Origin of the sequence: Sinosporangium siamense, assembly GCF_016863435.1 — a bacterium.
In the GTDB taxonomy this organism is placed as follows: domain Bacteria; phylum Actinomycetota; class Actinomycetes; order Streptosporangiales; family Streptosporangiaceae; genus Sinosporangium; species Sinosporangium siamense.
Window position 1 is genome coordinate 115,017 of the sequence record NZ_BOOW01000041.1, and the last position, 25,559, is coordinate 140,575.

Below are 25,559 nucleotides of genomic sequence, written 5' to 3' on the forward strand. Positions count from 1 at the left end.
GGCGCGGCCCCACTTACCGGCGCGCAAAGGTCACTGCGCCATAGCCCACCCCTCCCCAAGTCCTCCACACCACAACGCCACCCCCGCAGCGACCAACAGATCACTGAATGTCATCGCGTAGGCCCCGCTTGTCAGCCTGGAACGATCGCTAAGCTGTAGCGGACCGCCCTCCACGCTCCCTACAGCGACCAACAGACCACTCAGCGTCGCGAAGACATCACATACCCGGCCGGCATACGAAGCTCCTCTCCCGCGCCATCCCCAGCGGCTCCGCCGCCTCCTCAACCTCCTGGCCCACAACAGCGTGCACGGGTGCCACAGGGAGACCGGGCGCCAGACCTGCAGGCCACCGCATCCGGCGCCGCCACAGCAGTACGGCGAAGCACAGTGAGCCCAGCCCCCTCACACGGCCGACCGGGTCCCCGGCCACTCGCCGCTTACGCCCACGTCCACATCCACGTCCACGTCCACGTCGGCGTCGGCGTCGGCGTCGGCGTCGGCGTCTGGGTCTGGGTCTGGCTCAGCGTCGGCGTCTGGGTCAGCGCCTGAGGTTCCAGGAGCAGGCGGGCAGGCTGTCCGCCTGACAGGCCGCCGAGGAGCCGGTCGCGATCGAGGCCGACCAAGCCGAGGCCGTGCAGCTTCGAGGGCGCCGCCCAGCACTAGCTGCGGTCTCGGGTCGAGGTCGAGGCCGGCTGGGCCGAAGTCGTGCAGCGGCGTCGGCGTCATCGTCGGCCTAACAGGGGCGTTCCGGCTCAGGCCGCTGATGCCGTACCAGCACCGAAGCCGAGCGGTTCGCCGAGAGGCGCACGCATGCGACGCGGAGGAACCCGGCGGACAGGGCACACGGGTCTTCCCCGCGTAGATGAGTGCGCCGCCCTTGCCCACCCGCGTTTTTCACGGCCGACGAACCGATTTTCACACGAGATGCCGATTTCACAGCCGCTATGACGAGCGGAGTAGGGCTTGCGCCCATGCCCGCGTGTCACTCCGATGCCTTGCCTCACGCCGCCACCCCCAACGGACCTATCACACGGAGACCACCAATGAGGGATAGCGAGTAGCGAACTCTCGTGTTTCCCCACGAATCCAGTTATCGCCATGCACTGCCACCATCCTTGTCATGCCATGCTCCTTGCCGCCGCAAGACACGGTGATGTAAGAATCACGGTGTCATCGCAATAAACCGGAGCACCGGGCTGTCGTGCACCACGGGACACCAGGCCACGTTGAAACTCGGACACATCCGCATTTCCGCAGGTTGCGGACACCATAGCCGGCACCGGAAACCAATCTCCCCGCTCAGACGGAACACATCGCACGAGATCAGACGCTCCTTGAGGGATATCCCCTTGCCACAACATAGGCGTAGAAAATAAACACACCATTTCGGATATCCCTCACCCCGGCAAGAACGATTATTTAGTCCGCCTTCACCTCATCTCGTATGGCACGCCCCGCAGCCACGGCAGCCGCAGCGGCGGACACCACCAGACACGTGACGATCGCCCCGAGCACGACCGGCATCGGCACCACCAAAGGCACGTGCGCGTTCAACTCCTCCGAGAGCCCGGCACGCATGCCCAGGAGTGCGGGGAGCGCCACAGCGACACCGAGCAGGGTGCCCAGCAGGACGACGAACACAGCCTCGATCGCGACAGTGCGCAGCACCTGCCCCTTCAGCGCGCCGGACAGGCGCAGCACGAGCAGGTCGCGACGGCGGCTCACAGCGGCCATCATCTGCGTGTTCGCAATGGCGACGCCCGTGTATCCCACCGTCACACCCGCGAGTAGCAACGTATAGATCCACACCAGGCGGTCTTCCTCATCCTGGCTTTCCTGGGTCAGGTCGGCCGCCGAAACGATCCTCGCCCCGAGGCCGGCCACAGGCCCGGCCGCGGGAGTGCCACGCACGATGTAGCCCTGATCGGCCAGCACGACGGGGTCGTGTGCGCGCACAGTCTCACGCGATATCAACACATGCGCGGGTGCGTCCTTAAGAACGGCGATGACAGTCAAAGGCACGGTGCGCCCGTCCTCAAAGACCACAGGGACGGTCTGTCCCAATCGCCACCCTTGTAGCTCGGCCGCCACGGTGTCGACGGCGACAGCCGTACCACCGAAATCCGCCAGCGAGCCGGAGACCACCTCAAGCTTGTCCTTTTCATGCGCGAGCAGCTCGTCGTCGACCCCGTAGACGGGAAGCGTCTCCCCGCTCGGTGCATAAACGCCCGTGAACAAGAGAGACATCGCGCCACTCCCCCGCAACGCCGCGTCGGACAGACCGGGCGTGCCGTCCGGCACCATCACCGCCTGCGCCTGCACCGTCGAGACACGTGCCGCGGATATGGCGCCCGCCGTCGTCTGCACCATGCCGGTGATCAGTACGGCGAAGCCCACCGTGACCAGAACCGGGGCCGCCGTCGCCGCCGTGCGCCGCACCGAGACCATCGCGCTCTCTCGCACCAGGATCCCGGTGGCCCCGCGCATCCGCGTCAACGGCCAGGTCACCGCCCACAACACGGGAGGCACGATCAACGGAGCCAGCAGTGCCATGCCCAGAATCAGCGCCATCGCCGTGTAGAGGGCGTAGACCACAAGCTCGTCTCCGCCGGCTGAGGATGTGAGAACCACCCCCGCCGTGCCCGACAGGCAGAGCAGCCCACCCGTGATCCAGCGAAGGCGCGGCATAGGCCGTTCGTCCACCGACGCCTCGCGAAGCGCTTCGATCGGGGCGACGCGTGCCGCGCGTCGTGAAGCCGACCAGACTCCGACGAGCGCCACCAACACCCCCACTGCAAAGGCCCCAGCGATGGGCAGCGGATGCAGCTGCACCTCGAACCCACGCGGTTCGATCCCCAGGTTCACCAGCACCTGCCCGAACGCGGGCGCCACCAACGCCCCGACCACGACACCGCTTAATGCGGACAAACATCCGACCGCGAGTGCTTCGCCGTAGACCATCCCACGCACTTGGCGCGGCGTCGCCCCGACCACCCGGAGAAGCCCGAACTCGTGCCGCCGCTGCGCCACACCGAACGCGAACGTCGACGACACCACGAACACAGCGGCGAAAGCCGCCAAGGCCGACATCGCCGTGAGAATCTGCATGCCCATCCAGCGAATACGAGCGTCGGCGAGCGGCTCCAACTCCACTCTGGCATCCCCGGCAAAAACCCTGTCCTGCTTTCCGATGACAGAGCGAACCTTGCCAGCCACCGCCTCAGCATCGGCTCCCGGATTGAGCACCAGCCCGATCGTCCGCACTCCCTCAGCCATCGGAAGCGCCTCGCGGTCGCTCAAATAGACGCCGGGACCGTCGATCGTGCCCGTCACCGTGTAGGACGACGGCCCACGTGCCGTCAGCACCTCGACCCGAGCCCCGACGGCAACCCCCGCCTCCCGCCCGAGCGCCACCTCGCCGGCGTTTCGCGGCGCCACCCCTGAAACCAGGGAGTACGGCGCGAGCCCGGCAGTCGACCAGGCGTAGCCACGATCCTCTTCGAGTGGTTTGCCTTCCTTGACCACCTGCGCGTAGAAAGCTCGATCCGGCAGCGCCTCTTTAACGCCAGGCACCTTCCGCAACGCGCCGACCAGCGCCTCAACCCGCTCCGGCGCCCACGGCCGATCCGGCGTGAAGTTGCCTTCCGGCCTCTCCCGCTCGTGCACCCCCACCAGAACCCCCGCCCCCGCGAGGCGCTCCGGCAACTGAGGGCCGGCCGAGAACAAGGCGGTGGTCGTCACCGTGACAGTGGCCACGCCGAGAAACAACGCGAGAAAGCTCCCTACAAAAGCAGGCCACCTCTCCCGCCACGTGCTGAGCCCAAGCCGCACACCGCCGCCCGAACCCCTCTGTCGCCGGAACATGTCCTATCTTCCCTTCCAGTTCTCAGGACCGGTCGGCGCGCTTCTCCAGACACGCACCAACCACGCTTGACAATTCAGAACCGAGCACAAAAACCTCAAAAACGTCACGCCCGAAGGACGGTGGGATCCCACAGGCGATCAGCAGTCCGTAGCCGAACCCCCCCGGCACCCACCCCGCCGTGGTCAAGTCCATGACCGACCACCTCTGCGGCACCGCCGACCTCGGCACCGTTGGCAATCTCTGCGACACCACGACCCCGCAGGCGCCCTCGCCTCGCCCCCTTTGAGACGGCACCGAACTCACGAGTGCAGGCCCGCGAACCCGCAGCCCCACCAACCCACCGCGCTACGAACCGACAGCTCCGCCAGCCCTCTGGCCTACAAACCCACAACTTCGCCAACCCACAGGCTCAGCCCCCTTGGGTGCGCCCCCGGGAGGGCGTGTGCCCAGCCGGGTCATCAGCCCGGTCCGCCCATGAGTGCGCAGGTAAACGGGCTGCCCGGACGGGGTACGCACCCATGCCAGGGATGTGGAGCAGTAGCGGCAGGAGAGCTGCGAACAGGTAGGCGGTGGCGAAGCGCGAACTAGGCAAAGGTGGGCGGTAGCGGCGGAGAGTGCCGGGGAGGCAGGGAGAGCTGCGAACAGGTAGATGGTGGCGAAGCGCGAACTAGGCAAAGGTGGGCGGTAGCGGCGAAGAGTGCCAGGGAGACAGAAGAGAGCTGGAAAGAGGCGGACGGTAATGAATTGAAAGTTGAGGGATGGCGGCAAACTGCGAACCGGGTAATGGTGGGCGGTGGTAGCGGTGAGGGACAAGGGAGGGCGGGGCGTTGACGGCGGTAAAGGCCAAGGAGAGGTGGACATTGGCAGCGGTGAGAGCTGGGGAGCGGTGGTGAAAGGCGTCAAGGGGAGCCGGCGGTGAGGGCGGCCCGGGTTGGTGGGTCATGAGGCACTGGCTTCCAGGCCTGCCATGCGGGCGGCGACGTCTTCGGGGGTGACAGGGCCGGGAACCTCCTCAATCAGTTTGCCGTCGGCAAGGAACAGAACGCGGTCGGCGTATGAGGCCGCGACGGGGTCGTGGGTGACCATGATCACTGCTAATTCGTGGCGGGTGACCAAGTCGCGAAGCAGGCCGAGGACGTGGCGGGAGGTCTTGATGTCCAGCGCGCCGGTGGGCTCGTCGGCGAAGACGACGGCGGGGCGAGTGATCAGGGCTCGGGCGATGGCGACACGTTGTTGTTCACCGCCGGACAGCTGGCTTGGTCTGTGGCCGGCGCGGCCGGAAAGGCCGACCTCGGCCAAGGCCTGGCGCACCTCGGCCGACTCCACGCGACGACCGGCGAGGCGGAGGGGGAGGGAGACGTTTTGCTCGGCGGTCAGGGCCGAGACCAGGTTGAACGCCTGGAAGACGAATCCGACCCGCTCGCGGCGGAGCAGTGTCAGCTCGGTCTGGCCGAGCGTGCCGAGATCGCGGCCGTCGATGATCACCGAGCCGCCGGTCACCCGGTCGAGACCCGCGGCGCAGTGCAGGAGGGTCGACTTGCCCGAGCCCGACGGCCCCATGACCGCGGTGAACGTGCCGCTGGGGAAATCGACGGTCACGCCGTCGAGGGCGGTCACGGCCTGGCGGGCTGTGCCATACGTCTTGTGCACCGCTTGGAGGTGCACGGCTGCTGTGGTTTCCACGGCACCCAAGCAAAGCCGACCGCGAGCCGGGAGACATTGGCGCTGGGGCGAGAGGTAATGGTAGACCCAGCTCTACTGCCATGGCCTGCGACGTTGGGTAACGTCGGGGCGTGCCTGTTCCAACTGCCTTGGAGGCGCTCACCCAACGGCCGACGGCCTTCCTCCGGTCGTCATGGCCGTGGCGCTCGCTGGCTTACCTGATCTGCAGTGCCCCCACCGCTGTGGTGGCCGTGGGTGTGCTCCTGCTGGGAGGCCATGTCGGCGTGCCCGTCGCGGGCGCGGTCGGCCTCGCCCTCTTTATAGCGCTCGGGCTGCCGGTGGCGGGGCTCGAGCGCATGAAGCTGCGGCTGGTGGACAACTCCCGTGCGGTCGTGAACCGCCGACCGCCCAGCGGCACCGGTCCGCGCGCCCGCTGGATCAGTCGGCTTCGCGACCCGTCGGTGTGGCGTGACTACGGCTTTGCCATGCTCGCGTTCACGGGGCTCTGGATGATCGACTTCGGGGTGATCGCCTTGGCGGGCTGGCTGCCGCTGATGCTCATCTCCGCCCCGATTCAGCCGGACATGCACGTTCTCCTCGGCCTGCCCGTCGCATTGGTCGGGTTCCTACTCCTGCCCGTCGCCGCATATCCCGTGACGGCCTGGGCCGGTGCGCGGGCGATGATCACGCGTCCGGTGCTCGCGCCGCTCGAGGCGGAGATCATCAGATCCCGTGCCCGGCTCGTCGACGCCTATGAGAGCGAGCGCCGCCGCATCGAGCGCGACCTGCACGACGGCGCTCAACAGCGCCTCGTCACACTCACCATGCGGCTCGGCCTGGCCCGTCTCGACCTGCCCCCCGACTCCCCCGCCGCCTCCCAGGTCGAGCAGGCCCTCCGCGAAGCCCAAGCGGCCCTAGCCGAGCTGCGCGAGCTGGTGCGCGGCGTGCACCAGCAGGTGCTGACCGACCGCGGCCTCCCGGCCGCCGTCCGCGACCTCGCAGGCCGCTCCCCCATCCCGGTCGACGTAAACTTCGCCCTCCCCGGGCGACTCCCCGACCAGATCGAGGTCACGTCTTACTACGTCGTCAGCGAGGCACTCACCAACATCGCCAAGCACAGCGGCGCCACCCGGTGCCGCATCGACGGCAGCCTCAAGGGGGACGCTTTCATGCTCTCGGTGCGCGACGACGGCCGCGGAGGCGCCGACCCATCAGCCGGCTCGGGCCTGGCCGGCCTAGCCGACCGCCTATCAGTGATCGACGGCACCATCACCTTGACCAGCCCAAACGGCGGCCCAACCCACCTACTCGTGGAAATCCCATGCCCGGCCTTCGCGTAGTCCTCGCCGAAGACGCCGTCCTGCTTCGTGAAGGCCTGGTCGGCCTGCTGGAACGGTTCGGGCACAAGGTCGTGGCTGCCGTAGGAGACGCCGAGGCGCTCCTCAGCGCCGCTGCCACGCACCGGCCCGACATCGTCGTGGCCGACGTTCGCATGCCGCCCGACTACAGCGACGAGGGTGTCCGTGCCGCTCTCAAGTTGCGCGAGACCCAGCCCGACCTCGCAATCCTGATCCTCAGCCAATATGTGGAGCAGACTTACGCCGCTGAGCTCCTCGACGCCGGTCACGGCTCTGGCGTGGGTTACCTGCTGAAAGACCGCATCGGAGATGTGCGGGAGTTCGTCGACGCCTTGGAGAACGTCGCCGACGGCCGCACGGTCATCGACCCCGACGTCGTCCGCCAACTCCTCAACCGCCACCGCACACCGCTGGCCAGGCTGACCCCACGTGAGCACGAGGTGCTCGGTCTCATCGCCGAAGGCCGCTCCAACGCCGCCATCGCCCGCCGCCTCGTGGTGACCGAGGCCGCGGTCTCCAAACACATCGCCAGCATCCTCACCAAACTCGACCTGCCCCCCGCCGAAGACGACCACCGCCGTGTCCTGGCCGTCCTCGCCTACCTCCGGTCTTAGAGCATCCCGCGCGCATGGGTATGGGATGACGGGCTGAGGCGGCGTAAGGGAAACCGTTCACCGGGCTACCGATGGAGCCGCCCCCGACACCTCCTGAAGGTGGTGCACAGGCTGAAGCTGGCAGACGGGCGAGCCAGCGGCAGGCCAAGCAGCGGCTGACCATGGGCCTTGCGCGTACCGGCCGGTCGGGCATTCCCGGGACAAGGTCCGCCTACGCCTATGAGTCAGTAGGGGACCTGGGGCGGGCCATCCCCATGTACGAGACCACGCTGGCCGACTGCGAGCGGATCCTGGGCAATGACCACGCCCTCACCAAGACGGTGAGGGACAACGCGGACACGGCCACGGGATAAAGGCGTTCACGGCTTCCGTGTGCCCTCCGTTGAGACGCCTGCCGGACGATGCTCACCACGTCCTGAAATGTAGGCAAACACCCAGTTGGCAATCCACGATCAAGTCATTTGAAATGCGCCCGTGGTTGACTCTGCGCATGCGAGTGAGATCGAAGTGGCCGCTGATCGTAGCCGCGGTGTTGTGCTGGGCGCTCGCCCCTCTCGTCTATCTGTGGCCGCATTGGGTGGCGGTCTGGGACGACATGAACCAAGGCCGGACCGTCAACGAGGTCAGTCTCGTGAAAGGTGTGAAGTTCGAGGTCGCGGCGTACGGCGCGGGCCCCGCCGCCGGCCAGGCATTCACCTGCGTGCTGAAGGACCTCTCCTCGGGCACCGAGACCACCGTGCATGTGAGCGGGGGTGCCGTCCCCGAGCGGTATGTCGACGGCACCTTCGTCTCACCTGTGGCCGGCGTGCACAGCTACGAGTGCGACCCCCGCGCGGTCGGCACGGTCATCCGCCGTGAACCCGGCCATTCGGAGGTGTTCTGGATCGTTCTCGGGGTGATGCTGATGGTGTGGGCGTTCATCCCTGCGCGCGGGAAGGTGAAACGTCCCGCCAAGCCGTGACACGGGCGGGTGTCAGTGGTGGACGGCGCGCAGGTCGCGTGTGCGCACGACTCGCAGGTCCGACCGGCGATCCTCGCCCACGAGCATGTCGAAGAGGTCGCCGCGCGCGTCGCTGAGGAACCCGAGCGGGGCTCTGACGGCGAAGAGCAGTCCCCTGCCCCAGTCGCGTACGAGCGCGCCACGCGCCGGTGTCCCGCCCTCCTCCTCGTTGACGAGTCGCAGTCCGGTGAGACGCTTGCCGACACTCGCCCCGCCGAGTAGGACGTGGTTGGCGTAGGAGACCAGGAAAATCGAGAGCACGACGCCGATGAGGATGCGGCCCAGGAGTCCGTTGAGCGTTCCAATGACGAACGCGCCGGTCACGCCGATCACACCGCCGCCCACCAGCGCCACGAGTTTGTCGGCCACCACGGCCAGGACATAGCGGAAGCCCGTTTCAGCGGGGGGAAGCTCACTGTTCATGGGTGAATCATGGCGTCTTCTCGGCCATGCACGGAAACCAACGGGCCTTTCACGGGATTACCCCCCGAAGGGGCGGCCAAGCGAAATGTCCCGCGCTCCTCCTCAGAAGACAGCTCGTCGCCGGACAAAGGTGCGACTGCCCCACATGCCGAGGTTCCAGCGGCGGGCAGGAGGACGGCCGGCGTGCCGCAGGCGCAGAGTGCTTGCCCTTGCCCGCGAGATCGGCGAGTGCGGCGAGTGCGGCAATCGCACGCGCAGGGTGCTTGCGAGTGCGGCAATCGCAAGCACCCTGCGCAAGCGCGGCGGTGGGTTTCGACACCCTGACGGCGAACCGGCTGCGGCCGGTCCCTGCCCTGGGTGAAGGCCGGCATGGTGACGCTGCCGGAGGGCTATGTCCACTGCGGCTAGGTTTGCACCGTTCCGAAGGTCGCCGACGGCTGAGCAATGCCGGACGGCGGACCGCCCGATGGGTGGTCTAGTGCTCGGGATGCATGGCGTTGCCGATGTACATCGCGGTGAGCATCGTGAACAGATATGCCTGCAACAGCATGATGAAGATTTCCAGCGTGGTCATCGCGATGGCCATGGCCACGCTGAGCAGCCCCAGCGGCACACCCACGAAGGTGGGCCGCTCGAAGAGGAACCAGAAGCCGACCGAGCTGAAGAAGGCCAGCAGCAGGTGTCCGGCGAACATGTTGGCGAACAGCCGTACGGCATGCGTGAAGGGCGAGGTCACGAAGTTGTAGATGAGCTCCAGCGGCGCGTAGAGCACCAGGGCGAGGGGCTTGGGCAGCCCGGGAGGGAACATCATGCCCTTGAAGTAGCCGACCAAGCCCTGGTGTTTGACGCCCAGATAGATCTTGATCACGTAGGCGACGAGGGCGAAGAACGCGGGGAAGGCGATATGGGCCGTGACCGGGAACTGCACGCCGGGCACGACGCCGAAGAGATTCCACACCACGATGAGGAAGAAGAGCGAGAGCAGCAGCGGCATCCACCGGTCGGTGTCCTTGCCGAGGAACGGCCGGGCCACCTGGTCGCGCACGAAGAGATAGCCGATCTCCCCGACGTTCTGAATCCCCCTAGGCACGAGCTTCGGGCGGGCGAAGGCCGCCCAGGCCAGCACGCACACCAGGATCGTGCCTAACAGGGCGAAGAGCACGGATTTGGTCAGCCAGAACGGTGCTCCCGGCCAGAGTGTGGGGAACTCGAAAAGTCCCAGGCCAGGCGCCTGGTAGCGGTCGTTCACATCGCACACCTCTCTCGACGGCAAAAACTGCGTATGGTGTACCTGGTTTCGATCCGAACCCTAAATTACCCGGTACCGTGTACGCAATACAGGCGAGGTCAACGAGCGAGGACGAGAACGATGGCGACCCACGAGAACCTGTGGCTGCGGTCCGAGCGGCAGGGGACCCGCGGGCCGAAACCCAGCTTCAGCCGCGAGGCACTCACCGAGGCCGCGATCCGGATCGCCGACGCGGAGGGCATCGAGGCGATCTCTATGCGGCGCCTCGCCCTGGAGCTGGGCGCGGGCACGATGAGCCTCTACCGGTATGTGTCCGGCAAGGACGACGTGATCGAGTTGATGATCGACACCGCCGTCGATGGCTACATCCCGGAAGGCACCGTCATGTCCGGCGACTGGGTGACGGACATGCGCGACCTGGCGCAGCGGTCACGGCAGACGATGCTCCGCCACCCCTGGCTGGCCCCGCTCGCGGCGAACCGGCAGCAGACGGGCCCCAACCGGTTCAGGCTGATGGAGGAGACCCTGGCCATCTTCGACGGGCTCGGCCTGAGTCCCGACCGGATGCTGACGGTCGTAGGCAGCGTGATCGCCTACGTCAACGGGTTCGTGCAGAGCGAGCTCGCCTACGCCGAGGCGATGCGCCGCACCGGCCTCGACATGCGGCAGTGGATGGCCCTCCACACGCCCTTCATCGAGTCGATGCTGGCCACCGGCCGATTCCCGAGGTTCGCCCGCATGACCGCCGAGGCCGGCCGCGAACTCGTGGGCAGCGACGCACGTTTCCTCTACGGCCTCGACCGCCTCCTGGACGGCCTCAAATCCGACATGCCACCCCGACCGCCGGCATAGAAGTCCGACATGTCAGATACACGCCACTATCGATCTTCCGTACATGACACCCCGGTCACCTGCGTCAACGTGGTCGTGTCCCCCGCGGCTGGAGGCACCGGGCCCGGTGGTATCTAGAATGTCCACCGCGCCGGACGGCATCCGCCGTCACCCCTGACCGCAAGTCCAGGTCCGTCCGGTGTGCTCCAGCCGCGCACCGCGCCGCGGGCGCGGTTCAGGAACGCCTCTCACAAGGAGTGCCGCGGTGGCGAACGTCAACGTCAACGGCCGATCTGTCACATACTCCGACAGCGGCGGCGACGGGCATCCCGTGATCCTCGGACACGGTTTCTTTCTGGACCACACCGTTTTCGCCGCCCAGGCCGAGGCTCTCGGCGAGCGGTGGCGGGTGATCGCGTGGGACGCGCGCGGGCACGGCGGCACGGCGGACGACGGGGTGCCCTTCACCTACTGGGACCAGGCCCGCGACGTGCTGGCGCTCATGGACGCGCTCGGCGTGGAGCGCGCGACCGTGGGAGGGGTGTCGCAGGGTGGGTTCATCGCGTTGCGCACGGCGCTGCTGGCCCCCGACCGCGTCTCGGCGCTCATCTTGTCCGACACCGAGGCGCAGGCGTGCGATCCCTACGACAAGGTCCGCTACGAGGGCCTGTTCGCGGCGCTGAGCGAGCGGGGGCCGGCTGAGGAGCTCATCGGCCCGCTCGGCACGCAGATCATCGGCGACCATCCGCAGGCCGAGATCTGGCGCGAGCGGTGGCGGAGTTCGCCGCTGCCCCTCGGCTCGCCGGTCGACTGCCTGCTCGGACGCGTCGACGTGACCGCGCGCCTCCCCGAGATCACCTGCCCGGCGCTGCTCATGTGGGGGTCGCAGGACCGCTCGCTACCCGTTGAACGCATGGAGGTCCTCAGGGACAGGCTGCACGACGCCACCCCCATTCACGTGATCTCCGGCGCGGCGCACAGCCCGCCGCTCACCCACCCTCATGAGGTCAACCGCGTCATGTCCGACTTCCTGTCGGCCCTGGCCCCCGCCCGGCTGCGGTGACGGGCCTGCGAGGCCCGTGCCGTACGGCATGAGCCTCGCAGGTCAGCCGGTGTCCGCGTCCAGCAGCTTCAGCAGCCGCTTGGGCGCGGTCATCCGCCAGGCCTCGGTGATCAGCTCAAGGAGCTCGTCGTCGCCGAGTGAGCCTGCGCGGACCAGCATGTACGGATAGTTCTCGTAGTGCGGGGTGACGACGAAGACGTCGGGCCGCTCGGCGGTGAGTGCTGCCCGCTCGTCCAAGGCCACCTTGACGACCAGGAACTCGGCGTCCTCATGCAGACGGACGATCATCCTGCCGCCGACCTTCAGCGACGGAGTGCCCCACGACTCAGACTGCTCGACTCCCGGCAGATCGCTCGCGAGGTCGCGGACACGGCTAAAGTCGATCATCGTTCAAGCATGACACGCTCCCGGGCGGCCAGGCGAGGGAATCGTTGAAAAATCAACGGATTCCCGTCCGCCGAGACTCTTCGAGATTCGCTGGAATGCCACCGGAAATGCGGAGAATTCCGCTGAACGCGGCCCGGCATAATACGCCGCGGCAGGCTCGCCACAAAGAGGATTCAATAAAATGGCGTGACATGGAACCCCTCAATCATCAGGGCCGGGTGCTCTACGTGGTCGCCTGCGCCGCGCCCGCCGCAGCCGGCCTGCCCCGCCTCGTCACCCTGGCCCAGACATCAGGCTGGCAGGTGCACGTGGTCGCCACCCCCATGGGGGAACGCTTCATCGACATCCCGGAGTTAGAGCGCTTAACCGGCGACCTGGTCCGCAGCGCCTTCAGAATGCCGGACGCCCCCAAAGGCCTCCCCCCGGCCGATGCCGTAATCGTCGCCCCCGCCACGTTCAACACCATCAACAAATGGGCGGGCGGCATCGCGGACACTTTCGCCGTAGGGCTGCTGTGCGAGATGATGGGCTTCGGTGTGCCCATCGTCGCCGTGCCACTGCTGAAGGACGCCCTCGCCCGCCATGTCGCGTTCGGGCGCAGTGTGGCCGCCCTCCGGAAGATGGGGGTGCACGTCCTCTTCGATCCCGCCGCGCCGCCCGAGGCACGCATGCCATCCTGGGACAGGGTGATGCAGGAACTGCACTCCGTGGTCAGGGGGCGACAGACACAGGGGTGACCGCGTGGACTCCCGCAAAGAGATCGGCCGCCGGATCGCTTCGGCCAGGTGCCGCAGAGGATTGTCGCAGGCGGTCCTCTCCGGGCTCGTCGGGCGCTCCGAGAGCTGGCTCAGCCAGGTCGAGCGGGGACAGCGGGCCGTCGACAGCCACACGGTGCTCAACGCGCTGGCCGAGATCCTCGGTCTGTCCGTCGACGAACTCACCGCGAGATCGGGCGGCTGCCCGTCGCGCTATCGCGCGGCGTCCTGCATAAGGCAGGCCATGATGAGCTACGACGGGTTGTCGTGCCTGATCGACCCCCGGCACACCGAGGCGTCCATCGAGAGTGTGGCCTGGCTCCGGCACGAGATCCGCCGGGTCAACGAGCTCTACCAGGCCACACGCTACGACGAGGCCGGTGCCCGGCTGCCCCGGCTCATCGTGGCGGCCGAGCTCGGCAGCCGGCACGCGCCCGCCGCTCAACGTGAGCCCTACCAGGTGCTCCGCGCCCTGACCTACCACGCGGCCACGACCACGCTGCGGCGCGTGGGCGAGGCCGAGCTCGCCTGGTGCGCCGCCGACCGTTCGCTGGCCGCGGCGCAGGAGGCGGGCAGGCCGCTCCTCGCCGCCGTGAGCGCATACCGGCTGGGGCACGTGCTGATCCGGCTGCGCGAGACGGGCAAGGCGCTCAACCTGCTCCTGGACGCGGCGGACGCGCTGCGGCGCACCGTGCGCGGCTCCCTGCCGCCGCGCATCGCGCCCGTGGTGGGCGCGCTCCACCTGGCCGCCGTCACCGCCGCCGCCACCGCCCGCGACCACGCCGCGACCGCCGACTTCCTGAAGGGCGCGCGGCGGATCGCCGAGCAGCTCGGCGGCGACCGCAACGACTTCTGGATGGCCTTCGGCATGTCCAACGTCGCCATCCACGAGATCTCGGCCGCGGTCGAGTTCGGGGACGCGCGCGAGGCGATCGGCAAGGGCGAGTCACTCCACCTGGACGCCCTGGCGGCCGGACTGGTGGGGCGGCGGTCCCAGGTGCACCTCGACCTGGCGCGGGCCTACGCTCTGCAGCGCAAGGACGCGGCGGCGGTCAACATGCTGCTTGAGGCCGAGCGCCTGTCACCTGAGCTGCTGCGTTACGGCATGCGCCCGCGTGAGCTGCTCACCCAGCTTCTCAAGCGTGAGCACCGCGCCAGCACACCGCAGCTCCGTGCCCTGGCCCGCCGGGCGGGTGTCGTCTGACCCGCACTTTAGTGCGGCTTCTTGACCTTTACCGGTGTGCGGGTCGGTGGGCGCGGCCTGCCATACGGTTCCCCTTGCCTCACCGATGTCTCCCCGGCCGGCGACACGTGACCGGGTGGCCCATGTGCCGGTGCGGCGGCGCGGCGAGAGCCACGGTCCATCGGGTGACCGCGGCAGAGGGGCTCCCGCGTTGCCGCACCCTACGGGGTCCCGTCCCGGCCGGGGAGGCACACCCCCTGAGCTCGACCGTCTGCTCAAGTCCCCGCTCCGGCCACTCGCCGACAGGGAACACCGGCCCCAGCCGGACGCCGGGCGGCACCGCGACCTCACCACCGACACCACCACCGCCCCGCCGACTCCCGCCGACTCCCGCCGACTCCCGCCGACTCCCGCCGACTCCCGCCGACTCCCGCCGAAGGCGGCTTATCATCGGCTTGGATGTCGAAGCTGGGGGCGCCGGGCCCAGCCGGACGCCGATCGGCACCGCGGCCCGCAAGCGGCTACGCCGTCACCACGCTGCGCGCGAGCCCGCGCATCGAGCGGCCCATCAGGGCGGCTCCGCCGGGGAGGGCGCCGAGGCCCATCACCGTGTTGCGGACGTTGATCTCCCACTGGCGGGCGGGCACCATCCAGCGAGCCGTGTTGCGCCCGATCTCCTGCTTCTGCGCCACAAACGGCGCCATGCGCTGCTCGTAGCGCGCCAGCGCGGCGGGCATGTCGCGCCATCCCCCTGAGGCGAGCTCCTCGGCCAGCACGTAGGCGCCGCCCATGGCCATCGACGAACCCTGGCCCGCCATGAGGGAGACGGCCTGGCAGGCGTCGCCGACGAGTGTGGCGCTGCCCCGATGCCACCCGGTGAGCCGGATCTGGGCGACGGTGTCGTAGTAAGGGTCGGCGGGGCAGTGGCGCAGGGCACGGTCGACGAGGCCGCCCATGCCCGCGTAGACCTCGCGGATGCGCCGGCGGGGGTCCTCGGGCAGGTCGCCCGGGTCGGCGTGGGTCAGCGAGGCGGCCAGGCGGCCGGGGCCCGCCGGGTAGAGGCCCACCATTCTGCCGGGCAGAGCCACCATGGCGAACTTCCTGCCGATGCGGTCGGCGAGCCCGGCGTCCTCGAACATGTAGGACGCCGTGTGGAAGCCGAGCGGCCGCAGGAACCGCTCCTCGGGGCCGAAGAGCTGCGCACGGACGGTCGAGTGGATGCCGTCGGCCCCCACGAGCAGGTCGAAGCGCTCCACGGCGCCGTCGGTCGTGGCGACCTCCACGCCATCCGGGTGGTCGGCGAACTCCGCGACGCTCATGCCGTACCGGATCTCGGTGTCGAGTGCGATGCGGAGCATCCGTTCGAGGTTGCCGCGCATAATCGAGACGACCCGGTTGTTGAACACGCGGCGGAACGCCGGATACGGCAGGCCGCCGGCCGGCCGTCCCGCCGGGGTGAGATATTGCAGCCCGCTGAAGTCGCCGGCGATGGCGTGCAGTTCGTCGAGCAGTCCCATACGTTCGACCACGTCGTAGCCCGAACCGAAGAAGTCCATCGCGTAGCCGTCCGACCGGGGGCCGGGGGCCTTCTCCACCAGCACGACCTCGCCGCCCTGCCGGCGCAACCACCACGCGAGCGTGAGCCCGGCGATCCCGGCACCGCAGATCAATGTGCGCATGTCACGTCTCCCTCTCAAAGTGATAGCGGCGTGGGTGCCGGAACTCGGCACGCATGTCACGTCTCCCGCTCGATGTGCTCGGCCAGCCGCGCCATGGCCGCGTGGCTGTCGAGTTCCGGATCGACGAGCCGGTGCAGCACCAGCCCGTCGCAGGCCGCCATGACGGCGGCGGCGAGGTCGGCGGCGCCCCGGCCGTGACCGATGCCGGTCAGCCAGCCGGCGAGGACGGCGCGGGCCCTGGCCAGCGCGGGGGCGACCGCCTCGGCCACCTCGGGGTTGCGTGCGGCTTCCATCGACACCTCGATGAACAGCCGGGACTCGGGGGTGAAACGCTCCATCGGCCCGGTCAGGGCACTCATGCCCTCGCCGAGGTCGCGGACGCCGTGCAGCGCCTGGTCGACCTCGTCGTTCAGCCCGTCGAGCAGCGGCACGACGGCGGCGATCAGTAGTGCGGTGAGCGAGTCGAAGTGGTAGTGCACCAGCCCCACCCGCAGGCCGGCGCGATCGGCGATCAGCCGGGTGCTGACGCCGCGCCACCCGACCTCGGCGATGAGCTCCAGCGCCGCCTGCCGGAGGCGGGCCCGGGTGACTTCCCCTTTAGAAATTTGGTCGTTCGCCTTGGACACTCGACCAATTTATCCGCATGACGTTCCGGCGGCAACCCGCTTTCCGCGGCGAAGATCGGTTTTCAAGATCTATGCTGCAACCGCATCGCCTCCGTGAACCACGACCACGTCCGTGCACGACAGCCGACGAGGAGAGGAGACGCCCGTGAGCGTCACCCAGAGGAAGGTTCCCGCCCACGTCCCGGACTCCCTGCGCGACGAACTGTGGAGCCCGGGGTTCGAGGACAACCCCTACCCGACGTACAGCCGGCTGCGCGACGACGCCCCCGTGCACCGAGTGCCCGCACCGCTCGGCATGGACATCTGGCTCGTGACCCGTTATGAGGATGTACGGCAGGCATTCAACGACCCCCGCCTCAGTCGTGACCTGCGCAAAGTCCCCGAGATCATGCGCGCGCTCAAGCTGGACGACATCAGGGGCGCCATCTCCGGGCTCAACATGCTCGCCACCGACCCGCCCGACCACACCCGGCTGCGCGGACCGGTGGCCAAGGCGTTCACGCGGCGCAGGGTGGAACTCCTGCGTCCCCGCGTCCAGGAGATCACCGACGAACTCCTCGACCGGATACCGGGCGGTGAGGAGGTCGACTTCATCGGCGACTTCGCCTTCCTGCTACCGGTCACGGTCATCTGCGAACTGCTCGGCGTGCCCGTGGAGCACCGCGACGACTTCCGCGCCTGGTCCACCGAGGTCACCGCACCCACGCTCACTGAGGAGGGGGCACAGCGCGCCCGAGCCGGCAGCGCCAGACTCCACGACTACTTTCGCGATCTGGTCGGCGAGCGGCGCCCCGCCGTCGACCTGTCGATCCCGCCCGGCTCCCAGCCCGACCTGGTCAGCGCCCTCATCGCCGCCTCCTGCCAGGAGGAACGACTCAGCCTCGACGAACTCGTGGGCACCCTCACGCTGCTCCTCGTGGCCGGGCACGAGACCACGGTCAATCTGATCGGCAACGGCCTGCTCGCCTTCATCAGGCACCCGGGCCAGCTCGCGCTACTCCGGCGGCGGCCCGAGCTGATGCCGAACGCCGTGGAGGAGATCCTCCGCTACGACGCCCCCGTCGAACGCTCGACTCCCCGCTACGCCCTGGAGGACGTCGAGATCGGCGGCCTCACCATCCCCAAGGGCTCCTTCGTCTTCCTGGTGATCGGCTCGACCGGACGCGACGCCGGCCAGTTCGCCGAGGCCGACGACTTCGACATCACGCGTGAGGACAACCAGCACATCGCCTTCGGCCACGGTGTCCACTACTGCCTCGGGGCGCCTTTGGCACGGATGGAGGGCGAGGTCGCTTTCGAGACGCTGCTGCGCCGGTTCGCCAAGATCGAACTTGCCCGCCCGGACGAGCCTCTGGCCCTGCGGCGCGGGGCCGGCGGCCTCATCAGGGGAATCGTCTCCCTGCCGGTCCGGCTGAGCACGACCTGACCGGGATGTACGGCGAAGCCCGGCATGGCTTCGCCGTACACCCCCGTCAGGCGATCGCGGGATCCGCGCGGGGCGGCAGGTCGACGTGGACGGTGGTGCCGGACGGGCCGGAGGTGATCCAGCAGCGTCCGCCGTGGGCGTGGGTGACGGCCCGCACGATGGCCAGGCCGAGGCCGGCGCCGTCGGAGCCGCGTTTGTGGAACCGGTCGAAGGCGCGCTCGGGGTCGGGCATGCCGGAGCCGTCGTCGGCCACCTCGATGAGCGCGCCGCCGTGGTGCGGGCGTGACAGGCGGACGACGGCGACCGTTCCGCCCGGGGTGTGGGCGCGTACGTTGGCGAGGAGGTTGACGAGGACCTGCCGGACGCGGGCCTCGTCGACCACCGCGGGCAGGGTGGCGGGCGCGTCGACGACCACCTCGGCGCCGGGGGCCACAGCCTGCTGGTCGCCGGCCACCTCGCGGGCCACGGCGACCAGGTCGGTGGGGGCGAGGCTGAGGCCGGCTGCACGGTCGAGCCGGGCGAGTTCGAGGAGTTGCCCGACCATGTCGCCCATCCGGGCGGCCTCGTCCTCGATGCGCTTCATGATTTTGGGAAGGTCGTCAGCGGGAATCGCCCCGGTGCGATAAAGCTCCGCGTATCCCCGGATCGCCGACAGCGGAGTGCGCAACTCGTGTGAGGCATCCGCGGCGAACTGCCTGACCCGCTCCTCCGACGCCCACCGGTCGCGGAAGGCACCCGCGATGCGTTCGAGCATCAGGTTGACCGCGCTGCCGAGCCGCCCGATCTCGGAGCCGCCCTCAGGCATGCGCACCGACAGATCACCGCCCATCGCCACTCGGTGCGCGACTCCCGCCATCTTCGCGAGGGGGGACAGACCACCGACGATCAGCACGTGGCCGCTGAGGGCGAGCACCAGGATGAGCACACCGCCGGTGACGAGTTCGGCCACGATGAGCCTGCGGACCGGCGCCTCCACCGAGTCCATCGGCACGGCGACCACGACGATCCGGTCGGGGTTGCGGTCCTGCGCGCGTGCCCTGGCCATCATGCCGTTGGCGAGGTTGAAGGTCTCCTCCCGCGCGGCATATCCCACCAGAGCCTCCCGCCCGGCCCGCTCCACCAGACCGGGTACGGCGAAGGCCTCGGCGGCGTCGCCGTTCACCAGCCTGGCCCTGCCGGTGCCGGCGTTGAAGACCGCGGCGGCGTAGTCCGAGCCGGTCAGGGTGCGGTCCAACCGGCCGCCGGGGGCCGCCGCGACCCGGTGGGAGGTGGTGGCGGAGGCGGTGATGAGCTGATCCTCCAGCCTCTGGGTGAGGTGGCCGCGCAGGACCAGCACGCTCACGGCCGACAGGGTGACCAGCAGGGTGGCGCTGACCACCAGCAGACCGGCGAACAGGCGGGCCCTGAGCGACATCACTGGGCTCGGAGGACGTAGCCCACACCCCGCCGGGTGTGGATGAGCGGCTCGCCGAGGGGGTCGAGCTTGCGGCGCAGGTAGGAGATGTAGGTCTCGACCACCTGGGACTGCCCGCCGTATCCCCACACGTGTTCGAGAAGCTGCCGCTTGGTGAGCACCTGCCCCTCGTGCGCCATCATGAACGCGAGCAGCCGGAACTCCGTGGGCGACAGGTCCACGAGTGTGCCGCCCCGCCGCACCTCCCAGCGTGCCTCGTCGAGCTCCAGGTCGGCGACCTTCCTGATCAGGTCGATGGTTCTGCGGGAGCGGCGCAGCACGGCTCTGACCCGGGCGACCAGGGCCTCCACGGAGAACGGTTTCGTCACGTAGTCGTCGCCGCCCAGGGTGAGCCCGTGCACGGTGTCGGCCGGGGTGTCCCTGGCGGTGAGGAAGATGACGGGGATCTGCCGCGCGCCGAGCCTCCTGCACACCTCGAACCCATCGATGCCCGGAAGAAGCACATCGAGCACGATGAGATCCGGCGAATTGCGGTCGACCTCGGCCAGCGCCTCCTCGCCGCTGCCCACACCTGTGACCTGGAATCCGTGGAAACGCAGAGCGAGTTCTACGATATCGCGAATGTGAGGTTCGTCCTCGACGACCAGAATGCCTTGCTCGCTCATGGTGCCCCATTCTCACCCAACCGTTGTCCTGGAGCGGAGCCACCTCGCACAGGTCGGATCTCCCCGGAGTACGGCGAAGCCGGGACCGTGGCGGGCGCGGCCGGGGGGAATGCGCCGCGGCCCGCCACGGGGTCCGGTCAGGCTTTAGCCGGCCGGGGCCGACGGCGCGTCCAGGACGGCGCGGTTCTTCGGCACGAAGACGGCGGCGGCGGTCGGAGCGGCGGCGCCGGGGACGCCGAGGGCGAACACGCCGTCACCGACGACGAGCTTCGACAGGTCCGCGCGCTTGGCGAGACGGCGGAACCTGGTCGTGTCGTGCAGGGTCCAGGTCTGCACGTAGCCGTCCTTGCTGGTCACGGTGACCGAGGTGTCGGTCTTGGCGGTGAGGGTGCCTCGCTGCCAGGTGTAGTTGATGAACTTCGAGCCCTTGTCGCGCACCGTGGCCGTGCCGCGCAGGCCGACGACCCACAGGTTGTAGTGGGTGCGCAGCCCGGGGCCGCGCAGCGTCTGGTCGGCCTGGAGGATGGAGTCGGCGATGTTGCCGACGGCGTCGGGGACGGTGGGGGCCGCGGTAGCGGTCGGCGCCGGTGTCGCGGCAGGGGTCGACGGGGTTGCCGCCCAAGCGCCGGAGGACGTGGCCAGCGTCACCGAGGCCGCCACGGCGGCCAGGCCCAGCAGGGTGGACCTCTTCATGATCTTCTCCTAGATACGGTGCTGCCCGAGGGGGCGAAGATCATGAAATCGGCCTTAGTTGTGATGTCTGGGGGAGAAGTATGAGAAATACATGAGAGCCGGGCGTCACGCTCCGCTACCGAAAGCTCACATGGCAGACACAGTTCAGCAACATGTCCTGAACATGTGTATCCCTCGCAACTCTTGACGCATATGGTGCGAAACCGGAATGGTCAAAGTAGGGGACGGAGCCACCGGCACGATCCCGTCACGACCTGACCATGCTCGTTGCCCGGGTCGCGCCCGCGTGCGTGACCACCGCTTTCCCTTGTGCCGCCCCACCGCCCGGGCACCGCGTGCCCGGGGCGCGGCGACTCACCGGCCCGCCGATCACGTGAGCGAAAGGACGAGACCATGGCAAGGCAGAGGGTCGCGGTCATCGGGGCGGGCGGCTCCGGATTGACCTCCGCCTATCTATTGCAGCGTGCCTTCGACGTGACCGTCTTCGAAGCGGAGCCACGCGTGGGCGGCCACTGCGACACCCACCGGGTGACCACCCCCGACGGCGAGACGGTCTACGTCGACCTTGGCTTCTCCATGTATCACGACGGTTCCTACCCCGTCTTCACCCGGCTGCTGAGAGAACTCGGCATCACCGGCGAACCCATCGCCGTCACCAACGACACCGTCTGCACCACCTGCGGTTTCGAGCGACTGGGCGCGGGCCCTTTCTTCAGCGTCGAGGTCCCAGAACGCCCGCCTGGCGCCTCCCCTTTGGAATGGCGTCGCTTCCTCGACGACATGAACCGCATCGGCGGCGACCTGGTGGGGGCCATGGCCGACCTGTCGTCGCTGGACCCGTCCCTCACGGTGGGAGACTGGCTCGCCGGCAAGGCGTATTCGCCATACTTCCTGCGCCACGCCGTCTTCCCGGCCCTGTCGGTCTGGCTGCTGAACACACCCCACGACCTGCATCGGCTCTCCATGCCGATGCTGCTCGGCATGATGGCCCGCAAACAACTGCTGGGCGGCCCCGACCCGGATGCCAGGTGGTTGTTCATCCCCGGCGGCAGCCGTACCTATGTGAATCGCGTCGCGGCGAAACTGACGGCGGTGCGGACCGGCACCCCCGTGCTTGAGGTACGGCGGGAGCGGGGAGGTGTGACGGTGCGCACCGAGGCCGGCGAGGTGTGTTTCGACAAGGCGGTAGTGGCGGTGCCCCCGCCGGCGGTGCGGGAGATTCTCGCGGACGCGACCCCGGCAGAACGCGAGGTCTTTTCCGCCTTCGAGTATGTCGCGAACACCCTGACGCTCCACACCGACGGCTCGATCTATTGGGACAAGAGCGGCTCGCAGAGCACGGCCTGCTTCCCGGTGACCTGCGCCGGCACAGGCACCAGCGTGTCCGGGCACTGGGACTACAACGCCGCGGTGGGGCTGCGGACCTCCACCCGGCACTACGTCAGTTTTATAGCCGAGGGGGTGGATCCGGCGAGGATCCTGTCCCAGGCGCACTATTGGCACCCCGTTTTCACCCCGGCCGCCTTCGCCGCGCAGCAGCGCCTTCCCGGGCTCTCGACCGATGTCCTCGCGTTCGCGGGCGCGCATCACGGCGACGGGTTCCACGAGGACGCGTGTGTCTCGGGAGTGGAGGCGGCCAAAGCCCTTGGAGTCGAGTGGGAGGAGGGATAGTCACGATCACATGACGGCCCCGGCCGTCGATCACCCGGCAGGAGATTGCGGACCGCGCCCCCACAAGGAGATGGATCTGCACGATGAGCGCCAAGGACCACCTAGATCAGGCGACGATCACTGTCGATTTGCCACACAGGACGAACCCCGAACTCACGCGAGCCCGCGAACATGTGCGCGAGTGGTGCCTGTCCTACGGCTTCATGAACAGCACGACCACCGCACGCCGCTTCACCGACGCCGATCCCGCGAAGATCGTCTGCTACGCCTACCCCGAGGCGCGCGGCGCGGATTTGGACGTGGCACTCGACATGATGTGCTTCTTTGCCGCGTTGGACGACTGTTTTGAAAGTGCTTTCTGGAGGTCCCCCGCCGACGGAATACCCTTCATCCGCACCTTGACCTCCCTTCTCCACGAGGACCTTCCGCCCGCCTCCCTCTCCCCCATCGCGGCGGCGTTCGCCGACATGTGGCGCAGGAGCACGGCGGGCATGTCGTCGGCGTGGAAAACGAGAGCGGCCCACCACTGGAACCAATACATGTGGGCCTACATCTCCGAGGCGACCTCCCGAAAACGCGGATTCGAACCCGACCTGGACAGCTATCTCGCCATGCGCAGGCCCGTCAGCGGGATCCAGTGCTGTTTCGACATGCTTGAACGCACCAACCATTACGAGGTCCCCGCCCAATCGTGGTTCCACGCGCATCTGCGGAGACTGGCCGACCTCGCCATGGACATCTGCATCCTCTGCAACGACCTGGCCTCGGTGACGAGGGACGAGGTCCGCGGCGACACCTCGAACGCCGTTCTGGTGCTCATGGCCCACAACCTGGGCCGAAAGGCGGCCGAACGGAAGGTCCGCAAGACGATCTCCCAGCTTGTCGAGGAGTTCCGTACGGCGCACCGCAGGACGCGGCGGCTCTGCGAACAGCTACGGCTGGACGAGCCCGGCCGGCGCGACACCCTGCGCTGGACGGACGAACTCCTGGAGTTCGCCGGGGCCAACCTCGCCTGGCAGGGCGAAGTGGCGCGGTACGGCGAAGCCTCGGCACCCCTGGCCGACGCCCACCATATGGCGGCATTGGCGCATCAGAGCGGGTGAGAGCCGGACGGGAACGGGGTCCGCGGGCATTTGCCCGCGGACCCGCCCCCGAACCCCTTGCCCCCGGCTTCGTACCGTGCTGTGGCGGGACCGCCCCACCCCCCAGGGAACACGGAGGCGCTGGGAAGCACCGGCCGCCGCCCGGTGTTGCGGCTGATGTGACCGAGGAGCGCATCAATCCGGTTTTCACCGACGTCGTGGTGATCGGCGCCGGCCAGGCGGGCCTGTCCAGTGCCTATTTCCTGCGGCGTGCCGGGCTTGCCCCCGGCAGCGGCTTCGTCGTGCTCGACGGGGAGGACGGCGCGGGAGGTGCGTGGCGGCACCGCTGGCCCTCCCTGCGGCTCGACGGTGTACACGGCATCCACGACCTGCCGGGTATGCCGTTCCGCTCCCCCGACCCCACCCGCCCCGCCGCGGAAGTCGTGTCCGGATATTTCGCTGAATATGAGGACCGTTTTGGGCTGCCCGTCCTGCGCCCGGTTCCCGTCACAGCCGTACGGCATGGCCCCGGCGACCGGCTCCTCGTCGAGTCCCCCGGCCGCCGGTGGGCGGCCCGCGCCGTGATCAACGCGACGGGCACGTGGCGTAAGCCGTTCGTTCCCTACTATCCCGGCGTCGGCGACTTCCGGGGCCGCCACCTGCACACCGCCGACTATCGCTCCGCCGAGGAGTTCCGCGGCCGGCGTGTGATCGTCGTGGGCGGAGGCATCTCGGCGATCGAGCTGCTGACGGAGATCTCGACCGTCGCGGCCGAGGCCACCTGGGTGACCAGGCGTCCGCCGGAGTTCACCGGCCGCGAGTTCACACCCGAGTACGGCAGGGAGGTGGTGGCGGAGGTCGACCGTCGTGTGCGTGCCGGGCTGCCTCCGCGCAGCGTCGTCAGCGTCACCGGGCTGACGGAGACAGCCGCGATCAAGCGGGCGCGTGACCGCGGCCTGCTCGACGGCCGCCTCCCCATGTTCAGCCGTGTGCTGCCCGGCGGCGTTGTCTGGGCCGACGGCAGGTTCCTGGCCGCCGACACCATTTTGTGGGCTACGGGATTCCGCGCGGCCATCGACCATCTCGCTCCCCTTCGTCTCCGTGAGCCCGGCGGCGGCATCCGCATGGACGGCACCCGGGTCGTGGCCGAACCCCGCCTCCACCTGGTCGGCTACGGGCCTTCCGCCAGCACCGTCGGCGGCAGCCGCGCCGGCCGCCTCGCCGCCCGCGAGGTACACGCTCTGCTGCGGGGGGAGGGACCGGCTGGCTCTGCCGTACGCCATTTGTCACAGTCGCATCGAGATGGGGAGGGACCAGCCCTGCCGGCAGGAAGAGCGGCCGAAGAAGGTGCCGTCGCAGCCTTCGACCTTGAACGCGAAGCCCGCCGTCTTTCCGTCCGAGGATGAGCGGCCGACGCCGGGTTCACCGCGCGGGAAGTCGACGGTGAGGCGCCCGCCGGTGCGGGAGCCGCCGGTCACCTTGACCTGCTGGTCGGGGCTTACGGGGAACCCCCACGCCCGGCTCCAGCGGACGAGGAAGAAGTCGTAGTTGAACGGCGCCGTCGTACTCCAGCGGAAGACGACCTGCCGGTCGCGCCTGTGCATGCTGAGCAGGAGGTTGGGGCCCTGATTCGGCGACCAGACGATCTTGCCGTTCCGGAACTCCTGCCAGGAGCCCCTGACGCCCGGGATGCCGAACTCCCGGGTGGTCGGGCAGCCGAAGACGCCCGACCCGCCGCCGTTCGCGCGCCACATATTGCCGATGAGGCTGCCTGTCGGGGCGATGAGGGCGGGGTCGCACGCGATGCCCCGGGTCGCCGCTCCCGTCGCGGCGGGAGCGGCGAGAAGCGCGACGACGGCGGTTGCGGCGGCCAGGCCTTGCAGGGCGCGTTTGAAGAGGTGCATGTGTCGGCT

Annotated in this window: 24 protein-coding genes; 13 read left to right on the forward strand and 11 right to left on the reverse strand. The window is 68.8% G+C overall.

Annotation, left to right across the window (positions count from 1 at the left end; all coding sequences use genetic code 11):
- The first annotated feature begins 312 nt into the window (after nt 1-312).
- Nucleotides 313-549, forward strand: coding sequence for a hypothetical protein (locus Ssi02_RS30710; protein WP_204031059.1), 237 nt, complete (start codon nt 313-315; stop codon nt 547-549).
- An 870-nt stretch (nt 550-1,419) separates the two neighbouring features.
- On the opposite strand, the gene Ssi02_RS30715 is transcribed toward Ssi02_RS30710, so the two are convergent.
- Both Ssi02_RS30715 and Ssi02_RS30720 read right to left on the reverse strand, forming a co-directional pair.
- The gene (locus tag Ssi02_RS30715) at nt 1,420-3,756 is read right to left on the reverse strand and encodes an ABC transporter permease (RefSeq protein ID WP_204031060.1); all 2,337 of its coding nucleotides are present in this window, start codon (nt 3,754-3,756) and stop codon (nt 1,420-1,422) included.
- A 1,048-nt stretch (nt 3,757-4,804) separates the two neighbouring features.
- Nucleotides 4,805-5,548 carry an ABC transporter ATP-binding protein gene (locus Ssi02_RS30720; RefSeq protein ID WP_204031061.1) on the reverse strand — a complete coding sequence of 248 codons (744 nt, stop codon included), beginning with the start codon at nt 5,546-5,548 and terminating at the stop codon, nt 4,805-4,807.
- Nucleotides 5,549-5,658: 110 nt separating this feature from the next.
- Here Ssi02_RS30720 and Ssi02_RS30725 point away from each other — a divergent pair, with 110 nt between their 5' ends.
- The 4 genes from Ssi02_RS30725 to Ssi02_RS30740 all read left to right on the forward strand — a co-directional run bounded on the left by Ssi02_RS30725 (nt 5,659) and on the right by Ssi02_RS30740 (nt 8,460).
- Entirely contained in the window at nt 5,659-6,867 is a 1,209-nt protein-coding gene (locus Ssi02_RS30725) for a sensor histidine kinase (protein ID WP_204031062.1), read from the forward strand.
- Nucleotides 6,849-7,499, forward strand: coding sequence for a response regulator (locus tag Ssi02_RS30730; RefSeq protein WP_204031063.1), 651 nt, complete (start codon nt 6,849-6,851; stop codon nt 7,497-7,499). The genes Ssi02_RS30725 and Ssi02_RS30730 overlap by 19 nt, the downstream gene beginning before the upstream one ends.
- A 161-nt stretch (nt 7,500-7,660) precedes the next feature.
- A complete protein-coding gene (locus Ssi02_RS30735) occupies nt 7,661-7,852 on the forward strand; it encodes a tetratricopeptide repeat protein (protein WP_204031064.1) in 192 nt (63 codons plus the stop codon).
- Nucleotides 7,853-7,989: 137 nt separating this feature from the next.
- Nucleotides 7,990-8,460 (forward strand): hypothetical protein, encoded by a 471-nt coding sequence (locus tag Ssi02_RS30740; protein WP_204031065.1) that lies wholly within the window; start codon nt 7,990-7,992, stop codon nt 8,458-8,460.
- Nucleotides 8,461-8,472: 12 nt separating this feature from the next.
- On the opposite strand, the gene Ssi02_RS30745 is transcribed toward Ssi02_RS30740, so the two are convergent.
- Both Ssi02_RS30745 and atpB read right to left on the reverse strand, forming a co-directional pair.
- Nucleotides 8,473-8,922 carry an RDD family protein gene (locus tag Ssi02_RS30745; protein ID WP_204031066.1) on the reverse strand — a complete coding sequence of 150 codons (450 nt, stop codon included), beginning with the start codon at nt 8,920-8,922 and terminating at the stop codon, nt 8,473-8,475.
- A gap of 475 nt (nt 8,923-9,397) precedes the next feature.
- On the reverse strand, nt 9,398-10,171 hold the full coding sequence (gene atpB, locus Ssi02_RS30750; RefSeq protein ID WP_239130112.1) for a F0F1 ATP synthase subunit A: 774 nt from the start codon (nt 10,169-10,171) through the stop codon (nt 9,398-9,400).
- 120 nt (nt 10,172-10,291) lie between these two features.
- Between atpB and Ssi02_RS30755 the strand changes: the two genes are divergently transcribed.
- Nucleotides 10,292-11,023 carry a TetR/AcrR family transcriptional regulator gene (locus Ssi02_RS30755; RefSeq protein WP_204031067.1) on the forward strand — a complete coding sequence of 244 codons (732 nt, stop codon included), beginning with the start codon at nt 10,292-10,294 and terminating at the stop codon, nt 11,021-11,023.
- Nucleotides 11,024-11,267: 244 nt separating this feature from the next.
- Nucleotides 11,268-12,065: an alpha/beta fold hydrolase gene (locus tag Ssi02_RS30760; protein WP_204031068.1), complete on the forward strand. Its 798-nt coding sequence runs from the start codon at nt 11,268-11,270 to the stop codon at nt 12,063-12,065.
- Between the two features lie 42 nt (nt 12,066-12,107).
- On the opposite strand, the gene Ssi02_RS30765 is transcribed toward Ssi02_RS30760, so the two are convergent.
- Nucleotides 12,108-12,452 (reverse strand): MmcQ/YjbR family DNA-binding protein, encoded by a 345-nt coding sequence (locus tag Ssi02_RS30765; RefSeq protein ID WP_204031069.1) that lies wholly within the window; start codon nt 12,450-12,452, stop codon nt 12,108-12,110.
- Between the two features lie 191 nt (nt 12,453-12,643).
- Between Ssi02_RS30765 and Ssi02_RS30770 the strand changes: the two genes are divergently transcribed.
- Both Ssi02_RS30770 and Ssi02_RS30775 read left to right on the forward strand, forming a co-directional pair.
- A complete protein-coding gene (locus tag Ssi02_RS30770) occupies nt 12,644-13,189 on the forward strand; it encodes a flavoprotein (protein ID WP_204031070.1) in 546 nt (181 codons plus the stop codon).
- Nucleotides 13,190-13,193: 4 nt separating this feature from the next.
- A complete protein-coding gene (locus tag Ssi02_RS30775; protein ID WP_239130113.1) occupies nt 13,194-14,411 on the forward strand; it encodes a helix-turn-helix domain-containing protein in 1,218 nt (405 codons plus the stop codon).
- A gap of 500 nt (nt 14,412-14,911) precedes the next feature.
- Here the strand turns inward: Ssi02_RS30775 and Ssi02_RS30780 are convergent, their stop codons facing one another.
- The gene (locus Ssi02_RS30780) at nt 14,912-16,069 is read right to left on the reverse strand and encodes an FAD-dependent oxidoreductase (RefSeq protein WP_204031071.1); all 1,158 of its coding nucleotides are present in this window, start codon (nt 16,067-16,069) and stop codon (nt 14,912-14,914) included.
- Between the two features lie 56 nt (nt 16,070-16,125).
- Nucleotides 16,126-16,695 (reverse strand): TetR/AcrR family transcriptional regulator, encoded by a 570-nt coding sequence (locus Ssi02_RS30785; protein ID WP_204031072.1) that lies wholly within the window; start codon nt 16,693-16,695, stop codon nt 16,126-16,128.
- Between the two features lie 145 nt (nt 16,696-16,840).
- On the opposite strand from Ssi02_RS30785, the gene Ssi02_RS30790 reads away from it, so the two are divergent.
- Complete coding sequence (locus tag Ssi02_RS30790) at nt 16,841-18,121, forward strand: cytochrome P450 family protein (RefSeq protein ID WP_204031073.1); 1,281 nt, start codon at nt 16,841-16,843, stop codon at nt 18,119-18,121.
- Nucleotides 18,122-18,167: 46 nt separating this feature from the next.
- Here the strand turns inward: Ssi02_RS30790 and Ssi02_RS30795 are convergent, their stop codons facing one another.
- From Ssi02_RS30795 to Ssi02_RS30805, 3 genes are all read right to left on the reverse strand, one after another.
- Nucleotides 18,168-19,535 carry a sensor histidine kinase gene (locus Ssi02_RS30795; protein WP_204031074.1) on the reverse strand — a complete coding sequence of 456 codons (1,368 nt, stop codon included), beginning with the start codon at nt 19,533-19,535 and terminating at the stop codon, nt 18,168-18,170.
- Nucleotides 19,535-20,200: a response regulator transcription factor gene (locus Ssi02_RS30800; RefSeq protein WP_204031075.1), complete on the reverse strand. Its 666-nt coding sequence runs from the start codon at nt 20,198-20,200 to the stop codon at nt 19,535-19,537. Before Ssi02_RS30800 ends, Ssi02_RS30795 begins: the two co-directional genes overlap by 1 nt.
- A 144-nt stretch (nt 20,201-20,344) precedes the next feature.
- The gene (locus tag Ssi02_RS30805) at nt 20,345-20,893 is read right to left on the reverse strand and encodes a hypothetical protein (RefSeq protein ID WP_204031076.1); all 549 of its coding nucleotides are present in this window, start codon (nt 20,891-20,893) and stop codon (nt 20,345-20,347) included.
- 393 nt (nt 20,894-21,286) lie between these two features.
- Between Ssi02_RS30805 and Ssi02_RS30810 the strand changes: the two genes are divergently transcribed.
- From Ssi02_RS30810 to Ssi02_RS30820, 3 genes are all read left to right on the forward strand, one after another.
- Entirely contained in the window at nt 21,287-22,564 is a 1,278-nt protein-coding gene (locus Ssi02_RS30810; protein WP_204031077.1) for an FAD-dependent oxidoreductase, read from the forward strand.
- An 83-nt stretch (nt 22,565-22,647) separates the two neighbouring features.
- Entirely contained in the window at nt 22,648-23,667 is a 1,020-nt protein-coding gene (locus Ssi02_RS30815) for a terpene synthase family protein (protein WP_204031078.1), read from the forward strand.
- 158 nt (nt 23,668-23,825) lie between these two features.
- The gene (locus Ssi02_RS30820) at nt 23,826-25,052 is read left to right on the forward strand and encodes an FAD-dependent oxidoreductase (protein ID WP_239130114.1); all 1,227 of its coding nucleotides are present in this window, start codon (nt 23,826-23,828) and stop codon (nt 25,050-25,052) included.
- Here Ssi02_RS30820 and Ssi02_RS30825 read toward each other — a convergent pair.
- A complete protein-coding gene (locus Ssi02_RS30825) occupies nt 24,933-25,550 on the reverse strand; it encodes an LGFP repeat-containing protein (protein ID WP_204031079.1) in 618 nt (205 codons plus the stop codon). The two genes, Ssi02_RS30820 and Ssi02_RS30825, sit on opposite strands and share 120 nt — an antisense overlap.
- Nucleotides 25,551-25,559 lie beyond the last annotated feature (9 nt).